Annotated in this window: 26 protein-coding genes; 15 read left to right on the forward strand and 11 right to left on the reverse strand. The window is 39.2% G+C overall.

The window, feature by feature from the left end; genetic code table 11:
- Nucleotides 1-48 precede the first annotated feature (48 nt).
- The gene (locus tag ACFSR3_RS03165; RefSeq protein ID WP_379819685.1) at nt 49-1,083 is read left to right on the forward strand and encodes a helix-turn-helix transcriptional regulator; all 1,035 of its coding nucleotides are present in this window, start codon (nt 49-51) and stop codon (nt 1,081-1,083) included.
- A 47-nt stretch (nt 1,084-1,130) separates the two neighbouring features.
- On the opposite strand, the gene ACFSR3_RS03170 is transcribed toward ACFSR3_RS03165, so the two are convergent.
- The 3 genes from ACFSR3_RS03170 to ACFSR3_RS03180 all read right to left on the reverse strand — a co-directional run bounded on the left by ACFSR3_RS03170 (nt 1,131) and on the right by ACFSR3_RS03180 (nt 4,272).
- Nucleotides 1,131-2,450 (reverse strand): dihydrolipoamide acetyltransferase family protein, encoded by a 1,320-nt coding sequence (locus tag ACFSR3_RS03170; RefSeq protein ID WP_379819686.1) that lies wholly within the window; start codon nt 2,448-2,450, stop codon nt 1,131-1,133.
- Nucleotides 2,451-2,562: 112 nt separating this feature from the next.
- Entirely contained in the window at nt 2,563-3,708 is a 1,146-nt protein-coding gene (locus ACFSR3_RS03175; RefSeq protein ID WP_379819687.1) for a glycosyltransferase family 2 protein, read from the reverse strand.
- A 138-nt stretch (nt 3,709-3,846) separates the two neighbouring features.
- Nucleotides 3,847-4,272, reverse strand: a complete 426-nt coding sequence (locus ACFSR3_RS03180) for an Hsp20/alpha crystallin family protein (protein WP_379819688.1) — start codon at nt 4,270-4,272, stop codon at nt 3,847-3,849.
- 166 nt (nt 4,273-4,438) lie between these two features.
- Here ACFSR3_RS03180 and ACFSR3_RS03185 point away from each other — a divergent pair, with 166 nt between their 5' ends.
- The 3 genes from ACFSR3_RS03185 (at nt 4,439) to ACFSR3_RS03195 (ending at nt 8,267) form a co-directional block, all read left to right on the forward strand.
- Nucleotides 4,439-5,617: a DUF1624 domain-containing protein gene (locus ACFSR3_RS03185; RefSeq protein WP_379819689.1), complete on the forward strand. Its 1,179-nt coding sequence runs from the start codon at nt 4,439-4,441 to the stop codon at nt 5,615-5,617.
- A gap of 81 nt (nt 5,618-5,698) precedes the next feature.
- Nucleotides 5,699-7,567: an ABC-F family ATP-binding cassette domain-containing protein gene (locus ACFSR3_RS03190; protein WP_379819690.1), complete on the forward strand. Its 1,869-nt coding sequence runs from the start codon at nt 5,699-5,701 to the stop codon at nt 7,565-7,567.
- Nucleotides 7,568-7,637: 70 nt separating this feature from the next.
- The gene (locus ACFSR3_RS03195) at nt 7,638-8,267 is read left to right on the forward strand and encodes a hypothetical protein (RefSeq protein ID WP_379819691.1); all 630 of its coding nucleotides are present in this window, start codon (nt 7,638-7,640) and stop codon (nt 8,265-8,267) included.
- Here ACFSR3_RS03195 and ACFSR3_RS03200 read toward each other — a convergent pair.
- The 3 genes from ACFSR3_RS03200 to ACFSR3_RS03210 form a co-directional block, all read right to left on the reverse strand.
- Nucleotides 8,264-8,518, reverse strand: coding sequence for a DUF7218 family protein (locus tag ACFSR3_RS03200; RefSeq protein WP_379819692.1), 255 nt, complete (start codon nt 8,516-8,518; stop codon nt 8,264-8,266). The two genes, ACFSR3_RS03195 and ACFSR3_RS03200, sit on opposite strands and share 4 nt — an antisense overlap.
- A gap of 162 nt (nt 8,519-8,680) precedes the next feature.
- A complete protein-coding gene (locus ACFSR3_RS03205) occupies nt 8,681-9,355 on the reverse strand; it encodes a hypothetical protein (RefSeq protein WP_379819693.1) in 675 nt (224 codons plus the stop codon).
- Nucleotides 9,356-9,567: 212 nt separating this feature from the next.
- Complete coding sequence (locus ACFSR3_RS03210) at nt 9,568-10,089, reverse strand: DUF4833 domain-containing protein (RefSeq protein ID WP_379819694.1); 522 nt, start codon at nt 10,087-10,089, stop codon at nt 9,568-9,570.
- A gap of 180 nt (nt 10,090-10,269) precedes the next feature.
- Between ACFSR3_RS03210 and ACFSR3_RS03215 the strand changes: the two genes are divergently transcribed.
- From ACFSR3_RS03215 to ACFSR3_RS03250, 8 genes are all read left to right on the forward strand, one after another.
- Nucleotides 10,270-10,503, forward strand: a complete 234-nt coding sequence (locus ACFSR3_RS03215) for a DUF2188 domain-containing protein (RefSeq protein WP_114757826.1) — start codon at nt 10,270-10,272, stop codon at nt 10,501-10,503.
- An 82-nt stretch (nt 10,504-10,585) separates the two neighbouring features.
- Entirely contained in the window at nt 10,586-10,870 is a 285-nt protein-coding gene (locus ACFSR3_RS03220) for a hypothetical protein (RefSeq protein ID WP_379819695.1), read from the forward strand.
- 84 nt (nt 10,871-10,954) lie between these two features.
- Complete coding sequence (locus ACFSR3_RS03225) at nt 10,955-11,656, forward strand: ABC transporter ATP-binding protein (RefSeq protein WP_114757828.1); 702 nt, start codon at nt 10,955-10,957, stop codon at nt 11,654-11,656.
- Between the two features lie 111 nt (nt 11,657-11,767).
- Complete coding sequence (locus tag ACFSR3_RS03230) at nt 11,768-12,340, forward strand: cob(I)yrinic acid a,c-diamide adenosyltransferase (protein ID WP_379819696.1); 573 nt, start codon at nt 11,768-11,770, stop codon at nt 12,338-12,340.
- 229 nt (nt 12,341-12,569) lie between these two features.
- Nucleotides 12,570-12,791 carry a DUF2795 domain-containing protein gene (locus tag ACFSR3_RS03235; RefSeq protein WP_002986941.1) on the forward strand — a complete coding sequence of 74 codons (222 nt, stop codon included), beginning with the start codon at nt 12,570-12,572 and terminating at the stop codon, nt 12,789-12,791.
- A 96-nt stretch (nt 12,792-12,887) separates the two neighbouring features.
- Nucleotides 12,888-16,247, forward strand: coding sequence for a preprotein translocase subunit SecA (secA, locus tag ACFSR3_RS03240; RefSeq protein ID WP_379819697.1), 3,360 nt, complete (start codon nt 12,888-12,890; stop codon nt 16,245-16,247).
- 172 nt (nt 16,248-16,419) lie between these two features.
- On the forward strand, nt 16,420-17,115 hold the full coding sequence (locus tag ACFSR3_RS03245; protein WP_379819698.1) for a hypothetical protein: 696 nt from the start codon (nt 16,420-16,422) through the stop codon (nt 17,113-17,115).
- A 219-nt stretch (nt 17,116-17,334) separates the two neighbouring features.
- Nucleotides 17,335-18,579, forward strand: a complete 1,245-nt coding sequence (locus ACFSR3_RS03250; RefSeq protein WP_379819699.1) for a cation:proton antiporter — start codon at nt 17,335-17,337, stop codon at nt 18,577-18,579.
- Nucleotides 18,580-18,610: 31 nt separating this feature from the next.
- On the opposite strand, the gene ACFSR3_RS03255 is transcribed toward ACFSR3_RS03250, so the two are convergent.
- From ACFSR3_RS03255 to ACFSR3_RS03275, 5 genes are all read right to left on the reverse strand, one after another.
- Complete coding sequence (locus ACFSR3_RS03255; protein WP_379819700.1) at nt 18,611-20,020, reverse strand: FAD-binding oxidoreductase; 1,410 nt, start codon at nt 20,018-20,020, stop codon at nt 18,611-18,613.
- Nucleotides 20,021-20,067: 47 nt separating this feature from the next.
- Complete coding sequence (locus tag ACFSR3_RS03260) at nt 20,068-20,499, reverse strand: DoxX family protein (protein WP_379819701.1); 432 nt, start codon at nt 20,497-20,499, stop codon at nt 20,068-20,070.
- Nucleotides 20,500-20,501: 2 nt separating this feature from the next.
- Nucleotides 20,502-21,032 (reverse strand): YceI family protein, encoded by a 531-nt coding sequence (locus ACFSR3_RS03265; protein WP_379819702.1) that lies wholly within the window; start codon nt 21,030-21,032, stop codon nt 20,502-20,504.
- A gap of 74 nt (nt 21,033-21,106) precedes the next feature.
- A complete protein-coding gene (locus tag ACFSR3_RS03270; protein WP_379819703.1) occupies nt 21,107-22,321 on the reverse strand; it encodes an MFS transporter in 1,215 nt (404 codons plus the stop codon).
- 5 nt (nt 22,322-22,326) lie between these two features.
- The gene (locus tag ACFSR3_RS03275) at nt 22,327-23,238 is read right to left on the reverse strand and encodes an AEC family transporter (protein ID WP_379819704.1); all 912 of its coding nucleotides are present in this window, start codon (nt 23,236-23,238) and stop codon (nt 22,327-22,329) included.
- Between the two features lie 143 nt (nt 23,239-23,381).
- Here ACFSR3_RS03275 and ACFSR3_RS03280 point away from each other — a divergent pair, with 143 nt between their 5' ends.
- The 3 genes from ACFSR3_RS03280 (at nt 23,382) to meaB (ending at nt 25,767) form a co-directional block, all read left to right on the forward strand.
- Nucleotides 23,382-23,789, forward strand: coding sequence for an Rrf2 family transcriptional regulator (locus tag ACFSR3_RS03280; RefSeq protein ID WP_114757837.1), 408 nt, complete (start codon nt 23,382-23,384; stop codon nt 23,787-23,789).
- 54 nt (nt 23,790-23,843) lie between these two features.
- Complete coding sequence (locus ACFSR3_RS03285) at nt 23,844-24,491, forward strand: NAD(P)-dependent oxidoreductase (protein ID WP_379819705.1); 648 nt, start codon at nt 23,844-23,846, stop codon at nt 24,489-24,491.
- A gap of 190 nt (nt 24,492-24,681) precedes the next feature.
- Entirely contained in the window at nt 24,682-25,767 is a 1,086-nt protein-coding gene (gene meaB / locus ACFSR3_RS03290; RefSeq protein ID WP_379819706.1) for a methylmalonyl Co-A mutase-associated GTPase MeaB, read from the forward strand.

The raw sequence follows: 25,767 nt of genomic DNA on the forward strand, positions 1-25,767 counted from the left end.
CTTATTTTTGAAAAGCATTTTTTGCTAAAAATCGTCAAAATCAACAAAATGGCTACAAACAAGCTTGCGCTGCTGCGCTATAAAACCATAGACGAATGCCTGAAAAACCGTTTCAGGAAATGGACACTGGATGACATCATAGAAAAGGTATCCGATGCCTTATATGAATATGAAGGAATAACCAGCGGCGTTAGCAAGCGCACCATTCAGGCCGACATTCAGGTGATGCGTAGTGACAGCCTTGGCTATAACGCTCCTATTGTAGTCACCGATAAAAAATTCTACAGCTACGAAGATCCTGCATATAGCATTACAAAGTCTCCCATAAATGATGCCGATATGGAGAAAATGAAAGAAGTGGTAAGCGTACTGAAGCAGCTTAACGGTTTCAACTACTTTGACGAGATGAGTGAGCTTATTGCCAAACTGGAAAATAACGTAAACAAATCAGCGAAGAAGACTGCCAACTACATACAGTTTGACGACAATAAAAAGCTTAGGGGTATTGAACATATCAATCCTTTATACCAGGCAATTTTAAACAAGACGGCTTTATTTTTAGAATACCAGTCTTTTAAAGCCTTAAAGCCTTCAAAAGAAATTTATTACCCCTACCTCCTTAAAGAGCATCGTAATCGTTGGTTTGTTGTTGCCATGAAAAAGAAGAACCCTTATCTCATGACATTAGCACTGGACAGGATTATCGAGTTTCAACCATTAATAAAAGAGCCTTATGTTGAATATACAGGAGTAAATTTTGAACGTTATTTTGACGATCTGATAGGCGTTACGAAATCACACAGAGACCGAGCGCACAGGGTGATATTACAATTCGACAAAATGAATGCTCCTTATGTTATAACAAAACCGCTTCACCATTCGCAGCAGGTACTGAGCGACAATCAGGATGGTATTATCATCCGTATTGATGTAATATTGAACTTTGAACTTGAAAAAGAGATATTGGGCTTTGGCGAATGTGTAAAAGTATTGGCTCCTAGAAACCTTCAGGCAAGAATAAAAAGAAGAATTGAAGGTGCAGCAAAGCATTATAAGGAAGAAAGCAAAAAAGAAGACAAATAAAAAACGCCTCCGATCGGAGGCGTTTCAGTATATAAAAAATTTATTTCTTAGTAATCCCTGTTCACATCAAATGCTTCAAGGTATTCAGCAACACGCTTAACGAATGATCCTCCAAGAGCACCATCTACCACACGGTGGTCGTAGCTATGTGAAAGGAACATTTTCTGACGTATACCGATAAAGTCACCATCCGGAGTTTCGATAACCGCAGGTACTTTACGGATAGCTCCAAGAGCAAGGATACCTACCTGTGGCTGGTTAATGATCGGCGTACCGAACACACTACCAAATGTACCTACGTTAGTTACAGTATATGTACCACCCTGAGTATCGTCCGGCTTAAGTTTACCTGCTTTAGCGCGGTTACCAAGATCGTTTACAGCCTTAGCCATACCTACAAGGTTAAGCTGGTCTGCATTTTTAATTACCGGAACAATCAGGTTACCGTTTGGTAAAGCTGCTGCCATACCAAGATTGATATTTTTCTTTTTGATGATGAATTCACCATCAACAGAGATATTCATCCCAGGGAAGTCTTTAAGCGCTTTAGCTACAGCTTCCATGAATATTGGAGTAAAAGTAAGCTTTTCGCCCTCTCTCTTCTCAAATGCATTTTTAACCTTATCTCTCCATTTTACAATGTTCGTTACATCAACTTCGATGAACGATTGTACGTGAGCCGATGTTTGTACCGACTGTACCATGTAACCTGAAATAAGCTTACGCATACGGTCCATTTCTACAATCTCGTCACCACCATTAACCGATACCGGAGCAGCTTTGGCAGCTACTGGTTGTTGGTTGTTGGTTGCCGGTTGCTGGATTGTCTGTGGCGCTGCAGGAGCCGCAACTGACGCAGGCTGGCTTCCGCGATTTTTAACGTAATCCAGTATATCATTTTTAGTAACCCTGCCTTCTTTACCTGAGCCGTTTATAGCCTCAAGCTCAGCAAGAGAAATACCTTCTTCTTTTGCAATGTTTTTTACCAACGGTGAGTAGAACTTATCAGAACCTGAAAAATCCACCGGAGCAGCAACTGCATTAGCCGCAGCTTCAACCGATTTTTCAATAACCTGAACATTAGCAACTGTAGTTTCCTCTTTAGGAGCATCTACAACTACCCCACCTTCAGTTTCAATATAGGCAATCGTCTGGCCTACCTGAACCACGTCGTTTACGTTAAAAAGTATTTCAGTAAGTGTTCCTGACACTTCAGACGGCACTTCTGAGTCAACTTTATCTGTTGCGATTTCAAGAACAGCTTCATCAGCCGCGATGTGGTCGCCAACATTTTTTAACCAGTTTGTTATAGTTGCCTCAGCAACGCTCTCACCCATTTTGGGTAATTTTAGTTCAAATTTTGCCATATCGATAACCTAAAGGTAAAATTACTATTTCAGTTTGCGAATTTAATAAAAAAAACAAGCCATTGCTTTTTTTAAAATAATTATTCACTTACTATATATTTTTTTCTTTTTATCACAAATTCTCTAACAAAATCACTTCTCCTCTGTCATTACTGCTATTACTACCAATAATAAATGAAGATTCCGCAGGTTTTATCTTGAAAGTATAACCATCATTTTTATGCTGCTGCATAAAAGCTATCGCATCTTTAAAGCTAACAGTCGCATTATCGAACACAATCTCTGCTTTTTTGCTTTTGAGCAGTGCTCCTTGTAACGATTCTACCCTGTCCACTTTTTTACCAAGTTTCTGTTCTAAAGACAAACGAAGCTTTTCGTTATTCGAAATTAAAACATAATATTCAGGTATCCTTGCAGGAGCCGTTTTATTCTTCTTAACCACAGCAAAAAAGAAAGCACCAACACGCATCATCACATCAAACATGGGCGAACGCCTGAAATGTTTTTTATAAAAAAACTGCATCGCTTCACGAAAACGTTTCATGTAAGTACCATCTTTTACCGTACTCTCCCCTTTATAATGAATTACCGAAGTTTCAGCAAAATAGTAATTACGAAGCTGTTTCTTAAGCACAGTATACGATAAATCGATATCGTCGCTATACATAAAACAATCCTCATCAAACCCCCCTACTTCAAGATAGAGTTCACGTTTCATAATCATAAACGCACCAACAAGAATATCTACTTTCCCACTCTGGTTTTCGTTTAGATGCTGCGCATAATAGCGGTTGAATATTTCTTTTTTAGGAAGCAGCTTATAAAAACCACCTATTTTAGTAAAGGCCACCCAGGGGGTAGGAACCCCTCGTTTACTCTCCGGCAGAAAAGTACCGGTACCATCTACCAGTTTTACACCACAGATACCAAAATCTTTTTGCGCCCTGATAAACTCCAGCGCTTTTATAAAAGTATCTTCAGCAACTACGGTATCAGGATTAAGAATACACACATATTCTCCTTTAGCAGCCGCAACACCTATGTTATTTCCCTTAGGAAATCCGGCATTGTCTTTATTTTCGATAAGCGTTACCCCGGGAAAACGCGACTTCATCATAGCGCAGCTATCGTCGGCAGAATTATTATCCACTACAATTATTTCCGCATCAACATCCCTAATAGCCTGCCGAACACTCAGCACGCATTGTTCCAGAAAATAGTGGACATTATAATTAAGTATGACTACGGAAAGCTGCATTTGGCAAAGATAACAGAATTTAAGAATTTTAAAAGACCTCACCCCCAACCCCCCTCTCCAAAAGAGAGGGGGGCTAAAAACAAAAGCGCCCCTTGAGTGGGCGCTTTTATCAACTAACTAACCAAATCCAATCATTATTTATGAAATCTCTATCGATCTTTTTGCCTGCGGCAGGGCTTCTTCTTTTTTGGGCAGACTAACCTGTAGTATACCATCCGTATAAGAAGCATTTATTTCTTCGGCTTTTACATTTTCAGGCAGTTTGAATGACCTTTTAAATGAAGCGGTACGAAATTCTCTCCTTGTAAATTTTCCTTCTTCTTTTTCAATTGATTCCGCTTTAGCTCCAGAAGAAATCGTCAGCATATCGTTATCAATCTCAATATTGAAGTTTTCTTTTTTAAAGCCCGGAGCAACCAGTTCAAGATTAAAAGCTTTCTCGCTCTCTTTTACATTTACAGGAGGAACCAATGCATGAGCTACCTGAGTACCACCTAAAATATCTCTAAAAAATTGATCCATTACAGGAAATCCGTGAGCACCGTTACGTTTTACTATATTCATAATATTATTTTTAAAATGTTTTATATCAAATATTTGCTTAGTAATAGTCAACTTTTATTCCAATGTTATTTTTACAGACAAAATGTCGCTTTACATGACTTTTTGTCTTAACAACTCATTTAAAGTGAATAAAATCTATATTTACACTACCAAAACCAACCAATAAATGGACATTATAAAAAAGAGGATTCAGTCGATAGATGTGTTACGAGGCATCATTATGGCTATCATGGCTTTAGACCACGTTCGTGATTACTTTCACATCAACGGGATGAATGGCAGCCCAACCGACATGGAAACCACTACCCCAGCACTCTTTTTTACGAGATGGATCACTCATTTTTGCGCACCAACCTTTGTTTTACTTTCCGGAACATCAATTTACCTGCAAAGCCTTCGCAAAACAAAAAAGGAGCTTTCATGGTTTTTATTTACAAGAGGACTATGGCTCATGTTTGCCGAATTTACCCTTGTAGGCTTTGGATGGAGCTTTAATATTTCTTTTGACTTTTTCTTCCTTCAGGTTATATGGGCCATAGGGAGCAGTATGGTTATTTTTTCAGGACTGATTTTCTTCAGGTATTGGATGATTGTCATCATCGGGATAGCACTCACTCTACTCCATAACATTATGGATTACGTAATAATAACCAACGACAATCTTGATGTAGCCGCTAATTTTTTCCTGATTACCGAATTTGAACCTTATGCAGTAGGAAGTATACGTATTATGACTGCATACGCCATATTACCATGGACAGGAATTATGCTTTTAGGCTACGGAATAGGAAAATGGTTTAATAGTGAAGTCAGGCCGGAAACACGAAGAAAATCTCTTATTACAACCGGGAGTCTGTTGATAGTTTTATTCATAGGATTGCGATTATTGAACGATTATGGTGATCCCGCTCCGTGGGAAACGCAACGCAACAGCACTTATACTTTGTTATCCTTTCTGAATGTTACAAAATACCCGCCATCTCTCCTATATACCTGCATGACATTAGGACCCGCGCTGATAGTTCTGGCTCTAATAGAAAATATTCAAAGTCGCTTTACAGCCATCTTTAATATTTTTGGACGCGTACCGTTCTTTTACTATCTGATACACATATATATTATACACATACTTTGCACTGCCCTTTTCTTTGCAGAAGGCTATTCTTTTGAAGACAACTTTAAACTAAAAATGAGTTTCGCTTTCAGGCCCGAAGAAAACTTTGGCTTCTCATTAAGCATTGTATACCTTATATGGATTCTGGTTTTGGTATTATGTTACTTTCCGAGCAGATGGTACAACAATTACAAGAGCACGCATAAACAGTGGTGGTCATCATATATATAGTTATCAGTAAAAAACTTTCAGAACAACTTTAAACTTTAAACCTTAAACAAAAAGTTTACTTTTGCACAAAACAGCATACAAGTGAATTACCTTTCAGTAGAAAATATATCTAAGTCATTCGGGGAACGTACCCTTTTTGAAAACATATCTTTCGGAATCAACAAAGACCAAAAAATTGCTTTTGTAGCCAAAAACGGTACCGGAAAAACCAGTATCCTGAAAATTATTACAGGAGAAGACACACCTGATACCGGACAGGTGGTAATGCGTAAGGAAATGAAAATGGCTTTCCTGTCGCAGGAACCCAACCTAAACCCGGAACTAACTATTGAAGAGAGCATTTTTGCTTCGGATAATGAGATCCTCAAAGTAATCGAACAATACGAGAAAGCACTTGAAAACCCTGCCGATGAAGAAGCTTACCAAAAAGCTTTTGAACGCATGGATATGCACAATGCCTGGGATTTTGAAACCCAATATAAACAAATCCTATCCAAGCTGAAGCTGGAAGACATAAAACTCAAAATTAAAAATCTTTCAGGAGGACAAAAAAAGCGTGTAGCACTTTCTATTATACTTATCAGCAAACCCGATTTACTGATTCTGGATGAGCCTACCAACCACCTTGACCTTGAAATGATTGAGTGGCTGGAAAACTACTTCGCTAAAGAAAATATGACACTGTTTATGGTTACGCACGACCGTTTCTTTTTGGAACGTGTATGTAACGAGATCATCGAACTTGAGAATGGCAAGCTGTATCAATACAAAGGAAACTACTCGTATTATCTTGCTAAAAAAGAAGAGCGAATCGCTGCTGAAAATGCAAGCATAGACAAAGCAAAAAACCTTTTTGTAAAAGAACTGGAATGGATGCGACGCCAACCAAAGGCACGTACCACCAAATCAAAATCGCGTCAGGATGACTTCTATGTAATCAAGGAAAAAGCTCATAGCCGCCGTAAAGACCACCAGATGGAACTGGAGATCAATATGGAACGCATGGGCAGCAAGGTTGTAGAGCTTCACAATGTTTCTAAAAAGTTCAAAGACAAAACAATCCTTGAAAACTTTAGCTATAACTTTAACCGTGGCGAACGTATAGGTATCATCGGAAAAAATGGAACAGGAAAATCAACCTTCCTTAATATACTTACCCAAACCATGCCACCGGATGCCGGAAAGGTTGTTGTAGGCGACACCATAAAGTTAGGCTACTACACCCAAAGCGGCATCAACCCTAAACCGGAACAAAAAGTAATTGATATCATCAAGGAGTTTGGCGAATACATTCCGCTAACAAAAGGACGCATCATATCAGCAGCACAACTGTTGGAGCGCTTCCTTTTTGACCGCAAGAAACAATACGACTTTGTAGAAAAACTGAGTGGAGGGGAATTAAAGCGACTTTACTTGTGTACCGTACTTATCCAAAACCCTAACTTCCTGATTCTGGATGAGCCTACCAACGATCTTGACATCGTCACCCTTAACGTACTAGAAAACTTCCTGTTAGATTATCCGGGTTGCCTTTTAGTAGTTTCACACGACAGGTACTTTATGGATAAAATCGTAGATCACCTTTTCGTATTCAGAGGCGAGGGAGAAATTGAAGATTTCCCGGGCAACTACAGCGACTTCCGTGCATATGAAGACAGTACAGAACCGGCTAAAACAGAAATTAAACCTGACAGCGATAACAAAAAAGCCTGGAAACAGGGCAATGTAAAAGCCGGACTTACTTTTAACGAACAAAAGGAATACCAAAAAATAGAAAAGGAAATAAAAGACCTTGAGCGCGAGAAAGAAGCCATAGAAAAGCAATTTTCGGACGGATCGGTTGCCGAGGGAGATATCGCCAAAAAAGCTGATGAACTACAGGTTATCCTAAACAAAATAGACGAAAAAACAGAGCGCTGGTTTGAACTAAGCGCTAAAATGGAAGAATAATAGTTTACGGTTTTCAGTGAACAGTTTACAGTTCACTCATACTGAAAACTGTGACTGCGACTGAATACTTATGGCAACACTATCATACAATTCATTTCTTTGGAACTCAGTTAATTTACACGGAGTACACTCTCCTTTTGTATTTAAGATCGCTAAAGCGCTGCTTACAAAAACCAACGCTCCGGTAAAGACCGACAATCCACGTGTTTTGAGTCAGGAAGCAACCGAGATTCTTTGCAGGATAATGGTAAACCTGAAATGTGAAAGAATGGTAGCCTTGGGTGAAGACACAACTGCTATTAACCAACTCATAAGGAAATGCGCCGAAGAACTGAACCATAAGATATGGTTCCTATCAACATTTGCCCCTATCAGCGGTAATCTTGATATGATCTATATATCTGCAATGGACAGTCAGGCTATTTTACCTCAGATAGAGAATCTTTCATCAAACATTGGAAGCAAAACGGTTTGCGTAATAAGCAAAATACATAATTCAGCACAGGCAGAATACGACTGGGAAACACTTAAAAAAGACCCAAGGATTACCGTAAGCATAGATACATATCATTTAGGAATTGTATTCTTCAGACCGGAACAGGCCAAAGAGCATTTTAATATCCGCACAAAAACATCAAAGGTCGCCGACTTCACATTAGGAGCCAGAGACCTTTGGGGATTGCTATACAAACAATCTTAGTTGGTGCGGAGCGCATGAATAAGTTCAGCCTTTGTCATTTTAGAACGCCCTTCAATACCCACCTTTTTTGCTTCATTATAAATATCCTGCTTGGTGCGGCCTTCATATTTTTTTGCTTTACCTCCACGGTATTCAGCGCCTTCACTATTAGCTATTCTTACAGATTTTTCTTTGCTGTAGCCCTTTCTTCTTAACGCCTCATACTGGTCTATATCCTTAATTTGAGGCACTGGTGATTTTCTAGCCGGCATAACTTATAGCATTTAATTGATTAACATATCTAAGTTACACATCAAAAACCACAGTAGGAGTTAAACCACGGTTAAAACAAGCTTTATATAATCATAAAAAAGGGGTACACCTAAGCATACCCCTCTTTACTCACACAAATTTATAAAAAACCTTAACTCTTCTTAGTTTGCTTTGTCTTTAGCATCCTGATTCTCTTCACCTTTAGCCGTCATACGTTCCCAACGGAATTTAGGTGCGAATTTTAATTTGATACCAGCAATTTTTCTGTTATCATCAGCGCTAAGACCTTCTTTTTCAACAGTATTTTTACGGGCATCAAGTGCCTCATACCATGCTTTAACTTTATCAAGATCCTGTCTTGTATATTCGTTTTTCTCAGCATCAAAAGTCTCGTAGAATTTTTGATATACACTAAGAATGTTGTCTTTGTTAACCCACGCAAATGTCATATCGTTTCCTACAACATTACCAGGGCCAAAAAGTGTATCAGCTAATCCGTTTCCTGAAGCAGCCACCGCTTCGGCCTTAGCCTGAGTTTCAGCCTGTGCTTTTACGCCATCGTATTTAGCTTTGCTGTCATTCACTCTTTTTTGTGCATCAGCATCATTTTCAAGTGCAGCAAGAGCAGCCTCAGCTTCTGTAACCCTTCTTTGGTACTCTGCATCAATAGCAGCCCAGTTTGCAGCTCTTTCCGCAGCATCAAGGTCATTTATTGAGTCAACATATACTACATAGTGGTCAACTTCAGTTTTAGCCATTTCTTTTTTCTCGTCTTTGCAAGATGTAAATCCTGCTGCTATCAGGACAGCGCCTAATGCTAAATTGAATCTTTTCATGGTTGTTTTGCTTTTTAAGTTACTTTGATGGAGTCAAAATTAGAGCAAACCGCAAAACATATCTTAATTCATTAAGAATAATTTAATACACTTAACTATCAATTAAGAATACTTAAGAATTCATTAACTTTTTAAGAAATCCCATATCATGATTTACAGCATAAAAAAAGCCCAAAGTGTACTTTGAGCCTTTAATAAAGATTATAAACCAGTTAATCATCAATAGCGTAATTCTCTGTTATTTCTTTTCCGGAAATCGCATCTCTACCATAAAAATTAATAGACGAAACAGAAGTGCCCAGCCTATTACAGAAAAGGAACATTCTTTTGAGATGGATTGTCTTACCATTGATATAAACACTAACACGCGGATTGTTCTGGCTGCACAATTTTAATGTCATTTTTTTAGATGGATAGGCGGCAAGCGTAAAATCAAAAGTATTGCTGCCTGTTTTTGTAAACTCGACACCATAGGCCATTTTGCGCTGCATATTTGTAAGCTCTTCTTTTATACCGCCTTTATTGTAGTTAATGCGATACACATGTATAGGGTCGTTTTCTTTTAATATTTTACCCGAGGCAAAATTTGCATCATACACAAAAGTATTATGACTATTAGAATGCTGAATATAAAACATTCTTGTAGGACAATCAGGAGGTACAGGGTAACCATCCTGAAGCGGACACATAGCCAGCGATACCATAACCGACACAAAGAATATAATGTTTTTCATAAGCCTTTGGTTTTGTGTTACCTAAAGTTAAAAAAAATATCACTAAAACGTTATAGAAAACTTAGAACTTTTCAACTTTAACATCCTTAGCCTGTTGAAAACCTGTTAATTGGCAAATAGTTAAGATTTTTATACATCCAATGAGCGTACTTTTATCATACAACTAAAATTTATACTACCATGGAACGCAGAATATATCATATACTACAAAACGGCATTAATGGCTGGAAAAGCATGCTGGAACAGTCCGGAAGGACATCTGTAACAGGGAGCAACAAGCAGGATGTAATAAACCGAACTATAGCTATGGCTAAAACACATAGTAAATGTTCGGTGATAATACATAAAACAGACGGCAGCATACAGGAAGAAAAAACTTTTCCGCGCAGTGCTGAACCCGTTTATTGCAAATAATAAACAACTAATCTATTATAATTGGAAAACCATTCGCAGAGGCGGGTGGTTTTTTTTTATATTAGCCAAAACAAATCCAACTATGCAAACTAAATCCTCTACAGATAAAGGCCGTCAATTGGCCTCTTCCTTTCTGTTTCTGAGTATGTTCCCCACGGCAATGAATCCAACAAAATACAGTTGGGTTATTTTGCCCGCTGCTATTATGATGCTATATTTTAACTTCAAAAAATATAAAGAAGAGAAACAAGCCGGCATAAAACATTCAAAATTTGGATTTATAAGTATAATGTTATTAATAAGCATATTAGCTATAATTGCTGCATCCATCTCAAATTACCTTATCAGTATAGGATACTACGATTAATTGCTAAACATCTTCAGACATCAGACTTCTGACTTCGGACAGAAACAAAAAAAATCCTTACTTTTAGGCCTCAAATCATCAATCATGTCAGAACCAATAATAGAGATTAAAGGCATAACACGAAATTTCCCTTTAGGAAGTGAAATCGTAAAAGTTCTTAAAGGCATTGACCTCAATATAAATAAAGGAGAATATGTTGCCCTTATGGGACCATCGGGATCGGGTAAAAGTACGCTTATGAATATATTAGGTTGTCTGGATACCCCTACCGGCGGAAACTACATCCTAAACGGCAAAGATGTCAGCCGTATGGCTGATGATGAACTTGCCGCCATCCGTAACAAAGAGATTGGTTTCGTTTTCCAGACGTTCAACCTTATGCCCCGAACCACAGCGCTTGACAACGTAGCCCTGCCAATGGTATATGCAGGTTATAAAAAACCGGAGCGCAATGCCAGAGCCACCGAAGTACTTACTCAGGTAGGCCTTCAGGACAGGATGGACCACAAACCCAACCAGCTATCAGGAGGTCAGCGCCAAAGGGTTGCTGTAGCAAGAGCTCTGGTAAACCACCCATCCATCATACTTGCCGATGAGCCTACAGGAAACCTTGACAGTAAGACCTCTGTAGAGATCATGAAACTGTTTGGAGAGATCCATGCTAACGGTAACACCGTGATTCTTGTAACTCACGAAGAAGACATCGCTGCTTATGCCCACAGGGTAATCCGCCTTCGCGACGGAATTATAGAAAGCGATAATGTAAATCCTAATCCTCATAAATAACATTTCAGATTGTAGATCTTAGATTTTAGATTGCCACTCCTTATTAGTATTAGAATACATGAGTGAAGCTCAATCTGAAATCTAAGATCTAAAATCTAAAATCCAGAAATAATGAAAGTATACACTAAAACCGGAGACAAAGGCACTACTGCCCTGTTTGGCGGCACACGCGTTCCTAAACACCATATCCGTATTGAAAGCTATGGTACGGTAGACGAGCTTAATTCACACATAGGACTTATCCGCGATCAGGATATTAATCCCGATTACAAGAAAATATTAGAAAAAATACAGGACAGATTGTTTACTGTAGGTGCCATATTGGCAACCGACCCGGAAAAATCAGTTTTGAAAAACGGAAAAGACAGACTAAACATCCCCAAAATTTCCGACAACGATGTAGAACTCCTTGAAAACGAGATTGACAACATGGAAACTGAACTGCCACCAATGACGCATTTTGTGCTTCCGGGTGGACATACAACGGTGTCATATTGTCACATTGCAAGGTGTGTATGCCGTCGTGCAGAGCGTCTTTCGGTACATTTACACGACCTGGAGCCTACTGACGAGATGGTTTTAACCTATCTGAACCGACTTTCTGACTACCTTTTTGTATTGGCACGAAAGTTGTCCCATGACCTCAAGGCTGACGAAGTGAAGTGGATACCTGAAAAACTCTAAGGAGTTTTTAGTTTACAGTATTCAGTTCTCAGTTAGCAGTACTTCTAGAAGTAGACATTTTAGTTGAACATATTGTCTATTATTAGTAAACACAGAGAAATCTGAATACTGATTACTGAACACTGGGTACTGAAAACACGTTCTTAATTTTTTAAATAAAATAAACAAATTTTTACTTGACAATTTCAGTAGAAAATTTATTTTTGCATAAACTTTAATCGTTTAGAAGATGTATTGGACATTAGAATTAGCATCATATTTAAGTGATGCTCCGTGGCCTGCCACCAAAGATGAGCTTATTGATTACGCCATCAGGACCGGTGCTCCTCTTGAGGTAGTAGAAAACCTTCAATCCATTGAAGACGAAGGTGAGATCTATGAATCGATGGAAGAAATATGGCCGGATTATCCAACCGACGAAGACTATCTTTGGAACGAGGATGAATACTAGGAAAAAATAAAATTCAATTGAAAAGTCTCTCCGCGAGGCTTTTTTTTTGGCTAAATTTGTATCCTATTACAGTTAAATATAAGTAATTACAAAATAATGAGTTTAATAAACAGCATTCTTAAAGCCTTTGTAGGCGATAAGTCGCAAAAAGACGTTAAGGCCATCCAGCCCCTGATCAACAAGATCAAGTCTTATGAAAGCGCTTTAGCTCAGCTTAGCCATGACGAGCTAAGGGAGAAAACAATATATTTTAAAGATACCATCCGTAAGGCTCGTGCCGAGAAAGACGCTAAAATAGCATCTTATCTGGAAGAGGTTGAAAAAATCGAGGATATCGATGCAAGAGAAGATATCTATGCTTCTATCGATGCACTTGAAAAAGAAGCCTATGAGTTATCTGAAAAAACATTGATGGAAATTCTTCCTGAAGCTTTTGCCGTAGTAAAAGAAACTGCAAAACGTTTTAAAGAGAATACTTCTATCACTGTTAAGGCTACTCCTAAAGACATGGAGCTTTCGGCAACAAAACCTTATATTGTTATAGAAGGCGACAATGCTGTATGGGCTAACTCATGGAATGCCGCAGGTAAAGAAATTACCTGGGATATGATTCATTATGATGTACAGCTTATAGGTGGTATTGTACTGCACCAGGGTAAAATCGCAGAGATGCAAACAGGTGAAGGTAAAACCCTTGTGGCTACCCTTCCACTTTATCTTAATGCCCTTACTGGAAATGGTGTACACCTTGTAACCGTGAATGACTACCTTGCTAAAAGGGATAGCTCGTGGAAAGCTCCGCTTTTCGAATTCCACGGACTTACAGTAGACTGTATCGATAACCACCAGCCAAACTCTGACGCACGTAGAAAAGCTTATGCGGCAGATATCACTTATGGTACCAACAACGAATTTGGTTTTGACTACCTAAGGGATAATATGGCACATTCGCCAAACGACCTTGTACAGCGTAAACATAATTATGCTATTGTCGATGAGGTCGATTCAGTATTAGTAGATGACGCACGTACGCCGCTTATCATCTCTGGTCCTGTACCTCAGGGTGACCGTCATGAGTTTACTGAGCTTAAACCAAAAATTGACAACCTTGTAAACCTTCAGAGAACATTAATAAATGGAGTATTGGCAGAAGCCAAAAAACTTATCCGTGAAGGTAATACCAAAGATGGCGGATTCCTGTTGCTTCGTGCACACAGAGGTCTTCCTAAAAACAAAGCCCTTATCAAATTCTTAAGTGAAGAAGGTGTTAAGCAACTACTTCAGAAAACAGAAAACCAGTACATGGCCGATAACAATCGCGACATGCACAAAATTGATGAGGCTCTTTACTTTGTAATCGAAGAGAAAAACAATCAGGTTGAACTTACCGATAACGGTATTCAGTTCCTTTCTCAGGATACTGACAGCCATTTCTTTGTACTTCCGGACATTGGAACTGAGATTGCAAGAATAGAGAAACAAAAACTTTCTAAAGAAGAAGAAGCGGAAGCTAAAGAAGAACTTTATAAAGATTTTGCTGTTAAGAGTGAGCGTATCCATACGCTAACACAGCTTCTAAAAGCTTATACCCTATTTGAAAAAGATACGGAGTATGTTATCATGGATAACAAAGTACTTATCGTTGATGAGCAAACAGGACGTATCATGGATGGTCGTCGTTACTCTGACGGACTACACCAGGCTATTGAAGCAAAAGAGAACGTAAAAATCGAAGCCGTTACACAAACATTTGCAACCATTACCCTGCAAAACTACTTTAGAATGTACAGCAAGCTTGGCGGTATGACCGGTACTGCTGTTACTGAAGCGGGTGAGTTCTGGGAAATATATAAACTTGACGTAGTAGAAATCCCTACTAACAGAGGTATTGCGCGTAAAGATGAGCAGGATCTTATCTACCGTACAATGCGTGAGAAATTCAATGCTGTTATTGAGGATGTAACTGCATTATCTGCTGCAGGAAGACCGGTACTTATCGGTACAACATCAGTAGAGATATCAGAGTTATTAAGCCGTATGCTTAAAATGCGTAATGTACCGCATAACGTACTGAATGCAAAACTTCACAAAAAAGAAGCTGAGATTGTTGCCGAAGCTGGTAAGCCGGGCGTTGTAACTATTGCAACCAACATGGCAGGTCGTGGTACCGATATTAAACTTACTCCTGAAGTTAAAGCAGCCGGAGGTCTTGCCATTATAGGTACTGAGCGTCACGATTCACGTCGTGTAGACCGCCAGTTACGAGGCCGTGCCGGTCGTCAGGGAGATCCGGGAAGCTCTCAGTTCTACGTATCTCTTGAAGATAACCTGATGCGTTTATTCGGTTCTGAAAGAGTTGCAAAGATCATGGACCGCATGGGACTTAAAGAGGGCGAGGTTATCCAGCACTCTATGATGACCAAGTCTATTGAGCGTGCTCAGAAAAAAGTAGAAGAAAACAACTTTGGTGTACGTAAACGTCTTCTGGAATATGACGACGTGATGAACGCGCAACGTGAAGTAGTATACAAACGCAGAAGACACGCCCTTTTTGGAGAACACCTTAAAGTGGATTTGGCTAACATGATGTATGATACTGCTGAGCTTATCGTTGAAACAAACAAACCTGCAAACGACTTTAAAAACTTTGAGTTTGAGCTTATCCGTACATTCTCTATCAGTTCTCCTGTAACTGAGTCAGAATTTGCTAAGCTTTCTGAAAGAGAACTTGCAGGCAAAATATACAAGGTAGTACTTGACCACTACAATGCTAAAACAGAGCGTAATGCTGCCGAAGCTTTCCCTGTGATCAAGAATGTATACGAAAACAACAATGGCCAATATGAGCGTATCGTTGTTCCGTTTACAGATGGTATCAAAACCCTTAATGTAGTTACTGACCTTGAAAAAGCTTACCAAAGTGAAGGCCGTACGTTGGTTAAGGATTTCGAGAAAAACATCACACTTGCCATTGTTGACGAAGCATGGAAAAAACACCTTCGTAAAATGGATGAGCTAAAACAATCGGTACAGCTTGCCGTTCACGAGCAAAAAGATCCACTTCTTATCTATAAATTTGAGGCTTTCAACCTGTTCAAGAAAACAATGGATGGTATTAACCGTGAAGTGATTTCATTCCTTTTCAAAGGGGATCTTCCGTCACAAAACCCTAACAACATTCAGGAGGCAAGACAGGAAGTAATAAAGGAAAACTATACTGAGTCTAAAGACGAAGTACTGAATACTGATGAAATGGCTGCACAGGCACGTGAAGTAGCTCAGCAAAGCCAAAGTCGTCCTCAAACAGTTGAAACAATTGTAAGGGATGCTCCGAAAATTAACCGCAACGACAATGTTACTGTAAAACACGTTATGAGCGGAAAAACGGAAACAATGAAATTCAAAAAAGCCGAAGGCCTTCTGGCAACAGGCGAATGGATCATCGTTAACGAGTAATCCACACTATATGTATAGGAAAGTCCCCAAAATAATTTGGGGACTTTTTTTATTTACAACCACACCACAAAACAATCTTGACAATTTTAACTTTAATTTAAATTTTAAGAGGCATTTTTCCATGATTTCTTTTCAATTCCCTATATTTGAAAATGCTAAACACTAAACTATCATGAAAACAAGATTATTTACAGCTACATTGCTTCTGGCATTGTCCCTTAGCGGTCAGGCACAGGACAAGTACTCCCTTAAAGCAGCTACCCAAAAAATGATTGACCTGACAGATCAGGAAAATTATGAAGATCTTATAGGAACAGTATACCCAGGCTATTTTAATGTAGTCACTAAAGAAGATTATATTAACCAGCTTCAGAAAAAAATTGAAGGCCCTGATTATATTGTTCACAGAGTAAGAGTAGAACCATCAATTGATTATGGAGCAGTTAAAAAAACTGAATACACTACTTTTTGTCTTATAAATTATGACACTATGTTAACGGTAGAGCTAAAAGAAAAAACAGCTCCTGAAAATGTAGCAGCAAAAGAAGCATTTTTCAAAAAACTATTTGGTACTGAAGATGCTTATTATATTGACAGTAACAATACTGTTGATGTAAAAAAACGCCTTCATATTATTGCTATTGCAGATGAAAGCACATCTAACCAATGGACTTTCATAGATCCTTCTGCTCCAAACGCCAGAGAAGCACTTCATGAAGTAATCAGGAAAGAACTTGATGGAGAAGGTATCGAAGAAGTTGCAGCTTCTGCCGAACCACAAACACCTGAACAAGCTAAACTGGCTAAATATGCTGAAGCCAAAAAAGCAGAAGAAGCCAAAAGACAATCGGTTAAGAAAAAATCATAAATACATCATACACTTCATCCCCAAAGCCCTGAAATTTCAGGGCTTTTTTTTGTGAACAGACACTGTCCCGATTAGGATTTAAGGCTATTTTTCGATATATTTGTAAATATCGACTTTTTATTATTTTCAGCAACAGTCTCTAAAAAAGTCTTTTTAAAATCATCATCAATCATCATGCTGAAAATAGATACCTGAGACTGACATGTTCTTTATTTGCCTATGGAGTTATATTATTCGCTTTCTGTTCTTATTGTACTGGCATCATTCTTTGCCTATTTTAATGTCCGTTTTTTAAAATTGCCTTCAACCATAGGCGTTATGGTATTGGCTATGGCGGTTTCTATTTTTCTGGTACTTTTCGGAAAAACATTCCCTAATACTTTACACCGTATCTCTACCCTCATACATGGTTTCGATTTTACCCAGGTACTTATGGGAGCCATGCTTAACTTTCTGCTTTTTGCAGGAGCAATCCATGTAAATCTTAAAGACCTGAGGGAACAACGTGGCCCTATAATGGTATTCTCAACTGTAAGCGTAGTAATATCAACCTTTGCGGTAGGGACATTGCTGTATTATATATTACCCCTTTTAGGAATTACACTCCCTTACCTCTATTGCCTGTTATTTGGTTCACTAATATCACCCACTGACCCCGTTGCCGTACTAAGTATCCTTAAAAAGGCCGGTGTAAAAAAATCACTTGAAACCAAGATTGCCGGAGAATCGCTTTTTAATGATGGCATAGCTGTTGTGGTCTTTGCTGTAATATTACAGTTGGCACAGGATGGCCCCAACCCTACTTTTAGTTATGCTGCATGGCTACTAGTTAAAGAGGCTGGTGGTGGCTTCCTGTTAGGCACAGCATTGGGTATAGGCGCATCGAGAGCCATGCGTAAAATTGACGATTACAAGGTGTCTGTACTCATAACCCTTTCAGTAGTTATGGGAGGTTACCTGATTGCTTCTACCCTGCACTTCTCAGGTCCGCTTACCATGGTATTTGCAGGACTTATAATTGGTAATTTCAAGAAGAGATTTGCAATGTCTCCTGTAACTAAAGATTACCTTGATAAATTCTGGGAACTGAATGATGAGATACTCAACGCTATACTTTTCCTTTTTATAGGCTTTAACCTGTTGGTGATAAAAGATATAAATAGTTACTGGCTACCGGGAATTGCATGTATCGCACTGGTATTATTCTCAAGATACATATCGATATGGCTACCGACGAAGTTCATTAAGTTCAGGGAAAAATTCAGCAAAGGTACCATCAAAGTATTGGTATGGGGAGGTCTCCGCGGAGGTGTATCTATTGCATTAGCCTTATCAATAAATGACGGTCCTTATAAAGACATTATTATTGCCATAACCTATTTTGTGGTGGTATTCTCTATAGTAGTACAGGGACTCACCATCGGTAAAGTTGCGACAAAAGCTTTCCCTAAACCTACCGAATAAAAAAACGCTCCTAAAAAGGAGCGTTCTGCTTTTATAAATTGTCCGGTAATATTTTCCCCGGATTGAGAATATTGTTAGGATCGAATATATTCTTTATACTCTTCATGAGTTGCAGTTGAGTATCATTAAAAGCAATATCCATATAATTCTTTTGTACATAACCGATGCCATGCTCACCTGACAGCGTTCCTTTCAGGGAAACTGTAAGCTCAAATATCTCACGAATCCCTTTAGGCACTTCAGTATTCCAGTTTTCGTCGTTCATATCGCCTTTAATGATATTTACATGAAGATTGCCGTCACCGGCATGCCCGTAACAAACAGAATGGAATCCATATTTCTTACCGGCAGCTTTTATTCCTGCTAATAATGTTGGTAGCTCATAACGTGGCACAACAGTATCTTCTTCTTTATATACCGAATTTGATTTTACAGCCTCTCCCACGGCACGACGCATTTTCCAAAGTGCATTCTTTTGCTCTTCGCTATCCGCAAAAAGAATCTCGTCAATCTCAAACTGATCCAGCACTCCCATTATCTTTTCCGCTTCTGCAAAAAGCATATCCGGATAATTACCATCTACCTCAATAAGGAGATGTGCTTCAACCTCATCTTTTATATCAAGGCTAACACCATCAACATATTTAAGTGTCCAGTCAATAGCATCACGCTCCATGAATTCCAATGCACTAGGTACTATTCCTGCACGAAATATTTCAGCTACTGCTTCACACGCCTGAGCAGACTTAAAGAAAGGCACCATCATTAGTATGTTATGCGAGTTCTTTGGCAAAAGCTTCATTACAATTTTAGTGATTATTCCTAACGTACCCTCACTACCCACCATAAGCTGCGTCAGGTTATATCCTGTGGAATTCTTAAGCGTATTGGCACCTGTCCACATAATTTCGCCGGAAGGCAGGACAACTTCCAGATTCAGCACATAATCCTTTGTTACACCATATTTAAGTGCGCGTGCGCCACCTGCATTTTCGGCAACATTCCCACCAATGGTACAACTACCCTGGCTGCTTGGATCCGGTGGATAAAACAATCCTTTCTCGAAAGCGGCTTCACGGAAAACCTGCGTAATAACGGCCGGCTCAACAATACCCTGCAGATTTTGCTCATCAATTTCAATTTTATTGAAACGTTCCATAGAAAGCCCGATACCTCCATAAATACTAAGAGCACCTCCGCTTAATCCGGTACGACCTCCTATGGGAACAACAGGAATTTTATATTCGTTTGCAAGTTTCATTATTTCTGAAACCTCCTGCGTATTGCCTGGTTTTATTACAACTGATGGTGGAAAGTTATAATCTTCCGTTTCATCATGACCGTAATGTTTTCTGGTTTCTTCGTCTAAAAAAAGAAATGACTGCCCCACTATCTTTTCAAGTGAAACAATCATTTCCTGTGGTATTATTATATTTTCCATGGTATTTTATCAGCGTAACTACGATTCAAAAATACTATAATTTGAGCTTAAGGATACAGTTTTGGCCTTCTCTTTTTATAGATAAGATGATCTATAGAATATTTACCGCTTCCGGTTATAAGTAGTAATACATAAATAGTGAGATATAAGCCCGGTAGTTCCTGTTTTTCAAATCCATCCGGAGCATGTACTACAAATACGATTATAGCCATAGTTGTAATTAGTGGCAGGACTACTAATCGTGTGGCAAAACCTATCAAAATAAAAACAGAACAAACAAACTCGGCGACGAAAGCCAATACAAGTGAATTTGCCTGACCTATTCCTATCGGATCAGCAAACTGTATAGGTTCACCGGAAAAAAGCATCATATACTTTTTAGCACCATGCGTAAGCATAAAACAGCCTACAACTACCCTGATAAGAAACAAACCTGTATGGTACAGCTTCTTATCTTTTGACGTATCAAACAACCACATGACTATTGCTGAATGAATTGCAGATTAGCAATCAGTTTCACCTCTTCACTTACAGTAAGACCACCACCTTCTACAACTGCATTCCAGTTCAGTCCAAAATCTTTACGATTAAGCTTACCTTTTACTTCAAGGCCTACTTTAGTATTTCCATAAGCATCATTGGCAGTACCACCATATTCTGCTTTAAACTCAATAGCTTTTGTCACCCCTCTCATGGTTACATCGGCAACAATGGCATATTCATCATCATCAATTTTTTTAATTGAAGTCGTTTTTATGTTTATTTCAGGATGACCTTCAGTTTCAAAAAAATCGGCGCTCTTTAAGTGTCCGTCTCGCTGAGCATTATTGGTATTGATACTGGTTGCATTTATTTTGACTGCTATCTCTCCTCCTTCAAATGTATTTTCGGGAGTAGTTGCCTCACCGCTAAACTCGTCAAACGAGCCGGTTACGGTAGAGATAACAAGGTGTTTTACTTTAAACTGTATTTCAGAATGCGATGGGTCTATTGACCATTTTTTTGTAGACATAATGTTTAAATTTTGGTTTAGCCTATAAATTTAGAACATGACTACAGAAAAAACGTTAAAGTTTTGTGAACAAATCAGCTCTTTTTCTTAAGATTGGGCAGGAACATAGCAATTACACCTATTAACGGAAGATAAGCACATATATCGTATACATAATCTATGCTTGTTTTCTCCGCCATATAACCCAATATAGCAGCACCAAGCCCGCCCATACCGAAGGCAAACCCATAGAATAAACCTGAAACCATTCCCAGTTTTTTAGGTAAAAGTTCCTGGGCATATACCAATATCGCAGGGAAAGCAGAGGCAAGCAATGTTCCGATGATAACCGAAAGAATAGTAGTCCAGAACAAATTAGCATAAGGCAGCATCAAAGCAAATGGCGCTACACCCAGTACCGAAAACCATATTACATATTTACGCCCGAATTTATCCCCTAGCGGACCTCCTAACAAAGTACCTATCGCTAATGACAGAAGGAAGATAAACAAATGATACTGTGCATCCTGAACCGACAAGTGGAATTTGTCTATAAGATAAAATGTAAAATAACTGGTAATACTCGCCACATAAAAGTATTTAGAGAAAATAAGTACCAATAATATAATTACCGAAATAACGATTCTTCGCTGCGAAAGATCCGGCAATACAATTTCTTTCTTGTTACCTGCATTAAGATTCAAATGGTGGAAATACCAATTTCCTATACGCCAAAGAACAGCCATTGCCACTATTGCTATAGCTGAGAACCAAATAATATAATGCTGATCGTGCGGAACGACTATCCACGCAATAAGCAACGGACCGATAGCCGTACCTGTATTACCCCCAATCTGGAAGATGGATTGTGCAAGGCCCCTCTTCCCACCTGATGCCAGATACGAAACTCTTGAAGCTTCAGGGTGGAAGATCGATGAACCGATACCAACCAATACTACTGATAATAATATAAACCCGAAACTTGCGGCATACGATAATAATACGATCCCGGCAAGAGTGAACAACATCCCAAACATTTTAGAATAAGGTTGTGGTTTTTTATCGGTATAAAAACCCACAAAAGGCTGGAGTATGGAAGCTGCCAGCTGATAGGAAAACGTAATAAGCCCTATCTGGGTAAATGTCAGATTATATTTGTCTTTAAGAATTGGATATACAGCAGGGATTACCGCCTGCAAAAGGTCGTTTAGCATGTGGGCTATCGCAACCGAAAAAAGTATGGAGTAAACTGTTTTTTGTACTATCTCTTTACGCTGCCCGTTTATAGCAGCCGTTTGAACGTTATTCATAGCAATTAAAATGTATTCAATATATAATACCAAAGCGCCAGCGTAATAAATGAAAGAGGTATCCCTACCCCTATCATCATGCCTGCAAGCCTTGGTTTAAGTTTGTATGACGATGCCAGTATAGCAGCCGATATCATGGGAGCCATTGCAGCCTCCATTACAGAGACATCAACCTCCATGCCCTGTCCTCCAAGTATTACCCTGTAAAGCAAAAATAAAACAGCGGGCATCAGTATAAGTTTGTAAAAAAGTCCGAGAGATAAGAATCCCCAGTGTTTGTTTCTTCGTTGTATCTTCAATTGTAATCCTACTGCAACAAGGGCAACAGGTGTAACAGTAAAAGATAGTTTTTGAAAAACAGATTGCAGCATATCGATAAAATCATAACCGCAACTATTCATGATTACACCCACAAAAAATGCCACAAATGGTGGAAATATCAGTATCTTCCTGAATAAGGATGAAATCCCTGTAGCTTCGTTTGAATAAGCCACTGCGACAATAATACCCAAGGTAGCTATAACCACAAAGGTTCCTGGCTGATCGACAATAATAGCCGTCTCTAGCCCTTTTTTGCCGTAAAGTGCTTCGATAATAGGGAATCCTACAAAAGACGTATTACTGAGTCCTCCTGTTAGTATCAGACAGCCTATGAGTTTTTTGGGCCAGCCCAGGCATTTGCCTAACACTCCAAAAAACAGCCAGGCCAAAAGGAATCCAATCCAGCCGGATGCCAATGGATATAGCAGTTTTGTACTGACCTCTATTTTGGGAATATAATACAGTGCAAGCGCCGGAAGCGAAATATTGATAACAAACTGGTTGAGTCCTATGTGTGCATTCGCCGGAACAGCTTTCACACGCTGCAGGGCGATTCCTGCAAACAGGCAAACAAATATCAGTATGATGTTATCCATTAAATATGGCAGTGTAATAATTTGAACACAAATTTAAGGTGCAATGCCCAATACACCCAATAAAATCAGCAGAAATATACTGTAACTAAATAATTTGCAGATATTAAAAACTTATTTATATTTGTAACAGAATTTATTACAGTATGATTTCAGGCAAATTCGCCATTACGGTTCACATTCTTTCGTTGCTATCCAAGCATCCGGAAGACTTTCTGTCGTCCGAATATCTTGCCGGTAGTATGAACATTAATCCTGTACTGGTTCGCAAAGAAATTGCAAACCTGAAAAAACATAGCATCGTAGAAAGCCGCGAAGGTAAATATGGAGGCACACGATTACTAAAACCTGCAAAAGAGATTACCCTAAAAGACATTTTTTGCATGACATTTGAAACGGTTCACCTTGGCTATGCCAAAAACGACCCAAATCCGGCCTGCCCTGTTGGGAAGAATATCAACCAAAACCTGGAAACACTTTACACCGATATCAATAAAAATATTAGCGGGCAGCTTGAGAAAATCTCGTTGCTTGAATTTACAAAAGACTTTTAAAATTTTTTACACAAAACTGTAACAATAAAGATTACATATAAATTATTTACACTTATGAAAATAGCAATCGTTGGAGCTACAGGATTTCTGGGCTCATTATTAGTAAAAGAATTTGCATCACGAGGACATGAGATTACTGCAATTTCAAGAAACCCATCGGAAGATGTCCCTGCAAATGTTTCAACCGTTAAAGCAGACATCTTTAACACAGAGGTCCTTGCCGATATCCTTAAAGGACATAATGCGGTAGTGAACTCATATAACGCAGGCTGGACTAATCCAAACCTGTACAACGACTTCCTTGAAGGTTCTAAATCTATACAAGAGGCGGTTAAACTATCTGGAGTTAAACGTTTCATAACTATAGGTGGAGCCGGCAGCCTTTACATCGCACCTAATGTGCAGTTAGTAGATACTCCGGAATTCCCTAAAGAATATCATGACGGTGCTACTGCTGCCAGAGATTACCTGAACATCCTAAAAGAAGAAAAAGAACTGGATTGGGCATTCTTCAGTCCGGCTATCGAAATGCATCAGGGTATTGATACAGGTCGTACAGGCCATTACCGTCTTGGTCTTGAAAATCCTGTTTTTAATGCTGACAATCGCAGTATCCTTTCAGGTGAAGATCTTGCCGTAGTTCTTGCTGACGAGGTAGAAGCACCAAAACATCACCAGTTACGTTTTACAGCAGCGTACTAATCAGTTTTGGGTTATCGGGTTTAGAGTTTAGAGTTGCCACTCTTACCAATTCTTTATAACCTGGTGAATATACTTTGTGTCCTTTGTGGTAAGGTTTACCACAAAGGACATTTTAATTTGTGCTAATTCGTATAATTCGTGGCAAAGAAATCAAGGAAAAACCTTAATTTTACTTCTCTAATCTAATACTGTGGATAAGCCCAAAGCCCATAAAACCGCACTACACGAAGTCGATGGCATAGACCAGCCGGAGAGCATCAGTAAAGCATCTATAGAGCATGTAACCCGCCTGAGAAAAAAACAACCTACAGCTCAGGAACTTGTGAACGGAATACTAAACGGTGACAAAACCGCGCTTAGCCGTGCCATTACTTTGGTGGAGAGCACTAATCCGTCGCATCTGGAAAAAGCTAATGATGTCATTAACCAATGTCTGCCACACGCGGATAAGTCGGTGCGTATAGGTATTACAGGTGTTCCCGGAGTGGGCAAGAGTACCTTCATTGAAGCTTTTGGTAAGCACCTGACTTCACTTGGACGCAAGGTTGCCGTACTCGCTGTTGATCCAAGCAGCTCACTTTCACATGGAAGTATTTTAGGCGACAAGACCCGTATGGAAGAGCTGGTAAAAGATGAGAATGCTTATATCCGTCCTTCAGCATCGGGTGACACGCTCGGCGGTGTGGCACGCAAAACGCGTGAAGCTATCATCTTGTGTGAGGCTTGCGGCTTTGATACCATAATTATAGAAACTGTTGGCGTGGGCCAAAGCGAAACTGCAGTACACAGTATGGTCGACTTCTTCCTGCTACTTAAGATTGCCGGTGCCGGTGACGAACTTCAGGGGATCAAGCGAGGCATAATGGAAATGGCCGACCTTATCGTTATCAATAAAGCCGATGGCGATAATATTAAAAAAGCTAAACTTGCTAAAACGGAGTTCAACCGTGCATTGCATTTATTCCCACCAAAGAATTCAGGATGGCAGCCAAAAGTCACTACCTGTAGTGCAATAACCCACGATGGTGTTGCCGATGTATGGGAAACTATAAACGAATACCTTAAGCTGACACAGGAGAATGGATTTTTTGGCTTTCGCCGAAGCGAACAGAACAGTTACTGGCTTACCGAAACCATCAACGAACAACTGAAGAATAATTTCTACACCCGTGAAGATATAGCTGCATTATTGGAACAAAACAAAAAAGCGGTGCAAAATAACGAATTATCGCCTTTTGCAGCCGCTCAGGTATTGTTGGAAAAGTATTTTAAATAG

It is taken from the genome of Flavobacterium suzhouense (assembly GCF_042684765.1).
Taxonomy (GTDB): domain Bacteria; phylum Bacteroidota; class Bacteroidia; order Flavobacteriales; family Flavobacteriaceae; genus Flavobacterium; species Flavobacterium suzhouense.

What these genes read in the sequence shown, in the direction of transcription:
- ACFSR3_RS03165 (WP_379819685.1), top strand. Translation starts at nt 49, where the DNA reads ATGGCTACAAACAAGCTTGCGCTGCTGCGCTATAAAACCATAGACGAA.
- ACFSR3_RS03275 (WP_379819704.1), bottom strand. Translation starts at nt 23,238, where the DNA reads ATGGATAACATCATACTGATATTTGTTTGCCTGTTTGCAGGAATCGCC.
- ACFSR3_RS03245 (WP_379819698.1), top strand. Translation starts at nt 16,420, where the DNA reads ATGAAAACAAGATTATTTACAGCTACATTGCTTCTGGCATTGTCCCTT.
- ACFSR3_RS03205 (WP_379819693.1), bottom strand. Translation starts at nt 9,355, where the DNA reads ATGAAAAGATTCAATTTAGCATTAGGCGCTGTCCTGATAGCAGCAGGA.
- ACFSR3_RS03250 (WP_379819699.1), top strand. Translation starts at nt 17,335, where the DNA reads ATGGAGTTATATTATTCGCTTTCTGTTCTTATTGTACTGGCATCATTC.
- ACFSR3_RS03260 (WP_379819701.1), bottom strand. Translation starts at nt 20,499, where the DNA reads ATGTGGTTGTTTGATACGTCAAAAGATAAGAAGCTGTACCATACAGGT.
- ACFSR3_RS03235 (WP_002986941.1), top strand. Translation starts at nt 12,570, where the DNA reads ATGTATTGGACATTAGAATTAGCATCATATTTAAGTGATGCTCCGTGG.
- ACFSR3_RS03215 (WP_114757826.1), top strand. Translation starts at nt 10,270, where the DNA reads ATGGAACGCAGAATATATCATATACTACAAAACGGCATTAATGGCTGG.
- ACFSR3_RS03280 (WP_114757837.1), top strand. Translation starts at nt 23,382, where the DNA reads ATGATTTCAGGCAAATTCGCCATTACGGTTCACATTCTTTCGTTGCTA.
- ACFSR3_RS03170 (WP_379819686.1), bottom strand. Translation starts at nt 2,450, where the DNA reads ATGGCAAAATTTGAACTAAAATTACCCAAAATGGGTGAGAGCGTTGCT.
- ACFSR3_RS03210 (WP_379819694.1), bottom strand. Translation starts at nt 10,089, where the DNA reads ATGAAAAACATTATATTCTTTGTGTCGGTTATGGTATCGCTGGCTATG.
- ACFSR3_RS03285 (WP_379819705.1), top strand. Translation starts at nt 23,844, where the DNA reads ATGAAAATAGCAATCGTTGGAGCTACAGGATTTCTGGGCTCATTATTA.
- ACFSR3_RS03185 (WP_379819689.1), top strand. Translation starts at nt 4,439, where the DNA reads ATGGACATTATAAAAAAGAGGATTCAGTCGATAGATGTGTTACGAGGC.
- secA (WP_379819697.1), top strand. Translation starts at nt 12,888, where the DNA reads ATGAGTTTAATAAACAGCATTCTTAAAGCCTTTGTAGGCGATAAGTCG.
- ACFSR3_RS03175 (WP_379819687.1), bottom strand. Translation starts at nt 3,708, where the DNA reads ATGCAGCTTTCCGTAGTCATACTTAATTATAATGTCCACTATTTTCTG.
- ACFSR3_RS03255 (WP_379819700.1), bottom strand. Translation starts at nt 20,020, where the DNA reads ATGGAAAATATAATAATACCACAGGAAATGATTGTTTCACTTGAAAAG.
- ACFSR3_RS03200 (WP_379819692.1), bottom strand. Translation starts at nt 8,518, where the DNA reads ATGCCGGCTAGAAAATCACCAGTGCCTCAAATTAAGGATATAGACCAG.
- ACFSR3_RS03265 (WP_379819702.1), bottom strand. Translation starts at nt 21,032, where the DNA reads ATGTCTACAAAAAAATGGTCAATAGACCCATCGCATTCTGAAATACAG.
- ACFSR3_RS03270 (WP_379819703.1), bottom strand. Translation starts at nt 22,321, where the DNA reads ATGAATAACGTTCAAACGGCTGCTATAAACGGGCAGCGTAAAGAGATA.
- ACFSR3_RS03195 (WP_379819691.1), top strand. Translation starts at nt 7,638, where the DNA reads ATGGCAACACTATCATACAATTCATTTCTTTGGAACTCAGTTAATTTA.
- ACFSR3_RS03230 (WP_379819696.1), top strand. Translation starts at nt 11,768, where the DNA reads ATGAAAGTATACACTAAAACCGGAGACAAAGGCACTACTGCCCTGTTT.
- ACFSR3_RS03225 (WP_114757828.1), top strand. Translation starts at nt 10,955, where the DNA reads ATGTCAGAACCAATAATAGAGATTAAAGGCATAACACGAAATTTCCCT.
- ACFSR3_RS03180 (WP_379819688.1), bottom strand. Translation starts at nt 4,272, where the DNA reads ATGAATATAGTAAAACGTAACGGTGCTCACGGATTTCCTGTAATGGAT.
- ACFSR3_RS03220 (WP_379819695.1), top strand. Translation starts at nt 10,586, where the DNA reads ATGCAAACTAAATCCTCTACAGATAAAGGCCGTCAATTGGCCTCTTCC.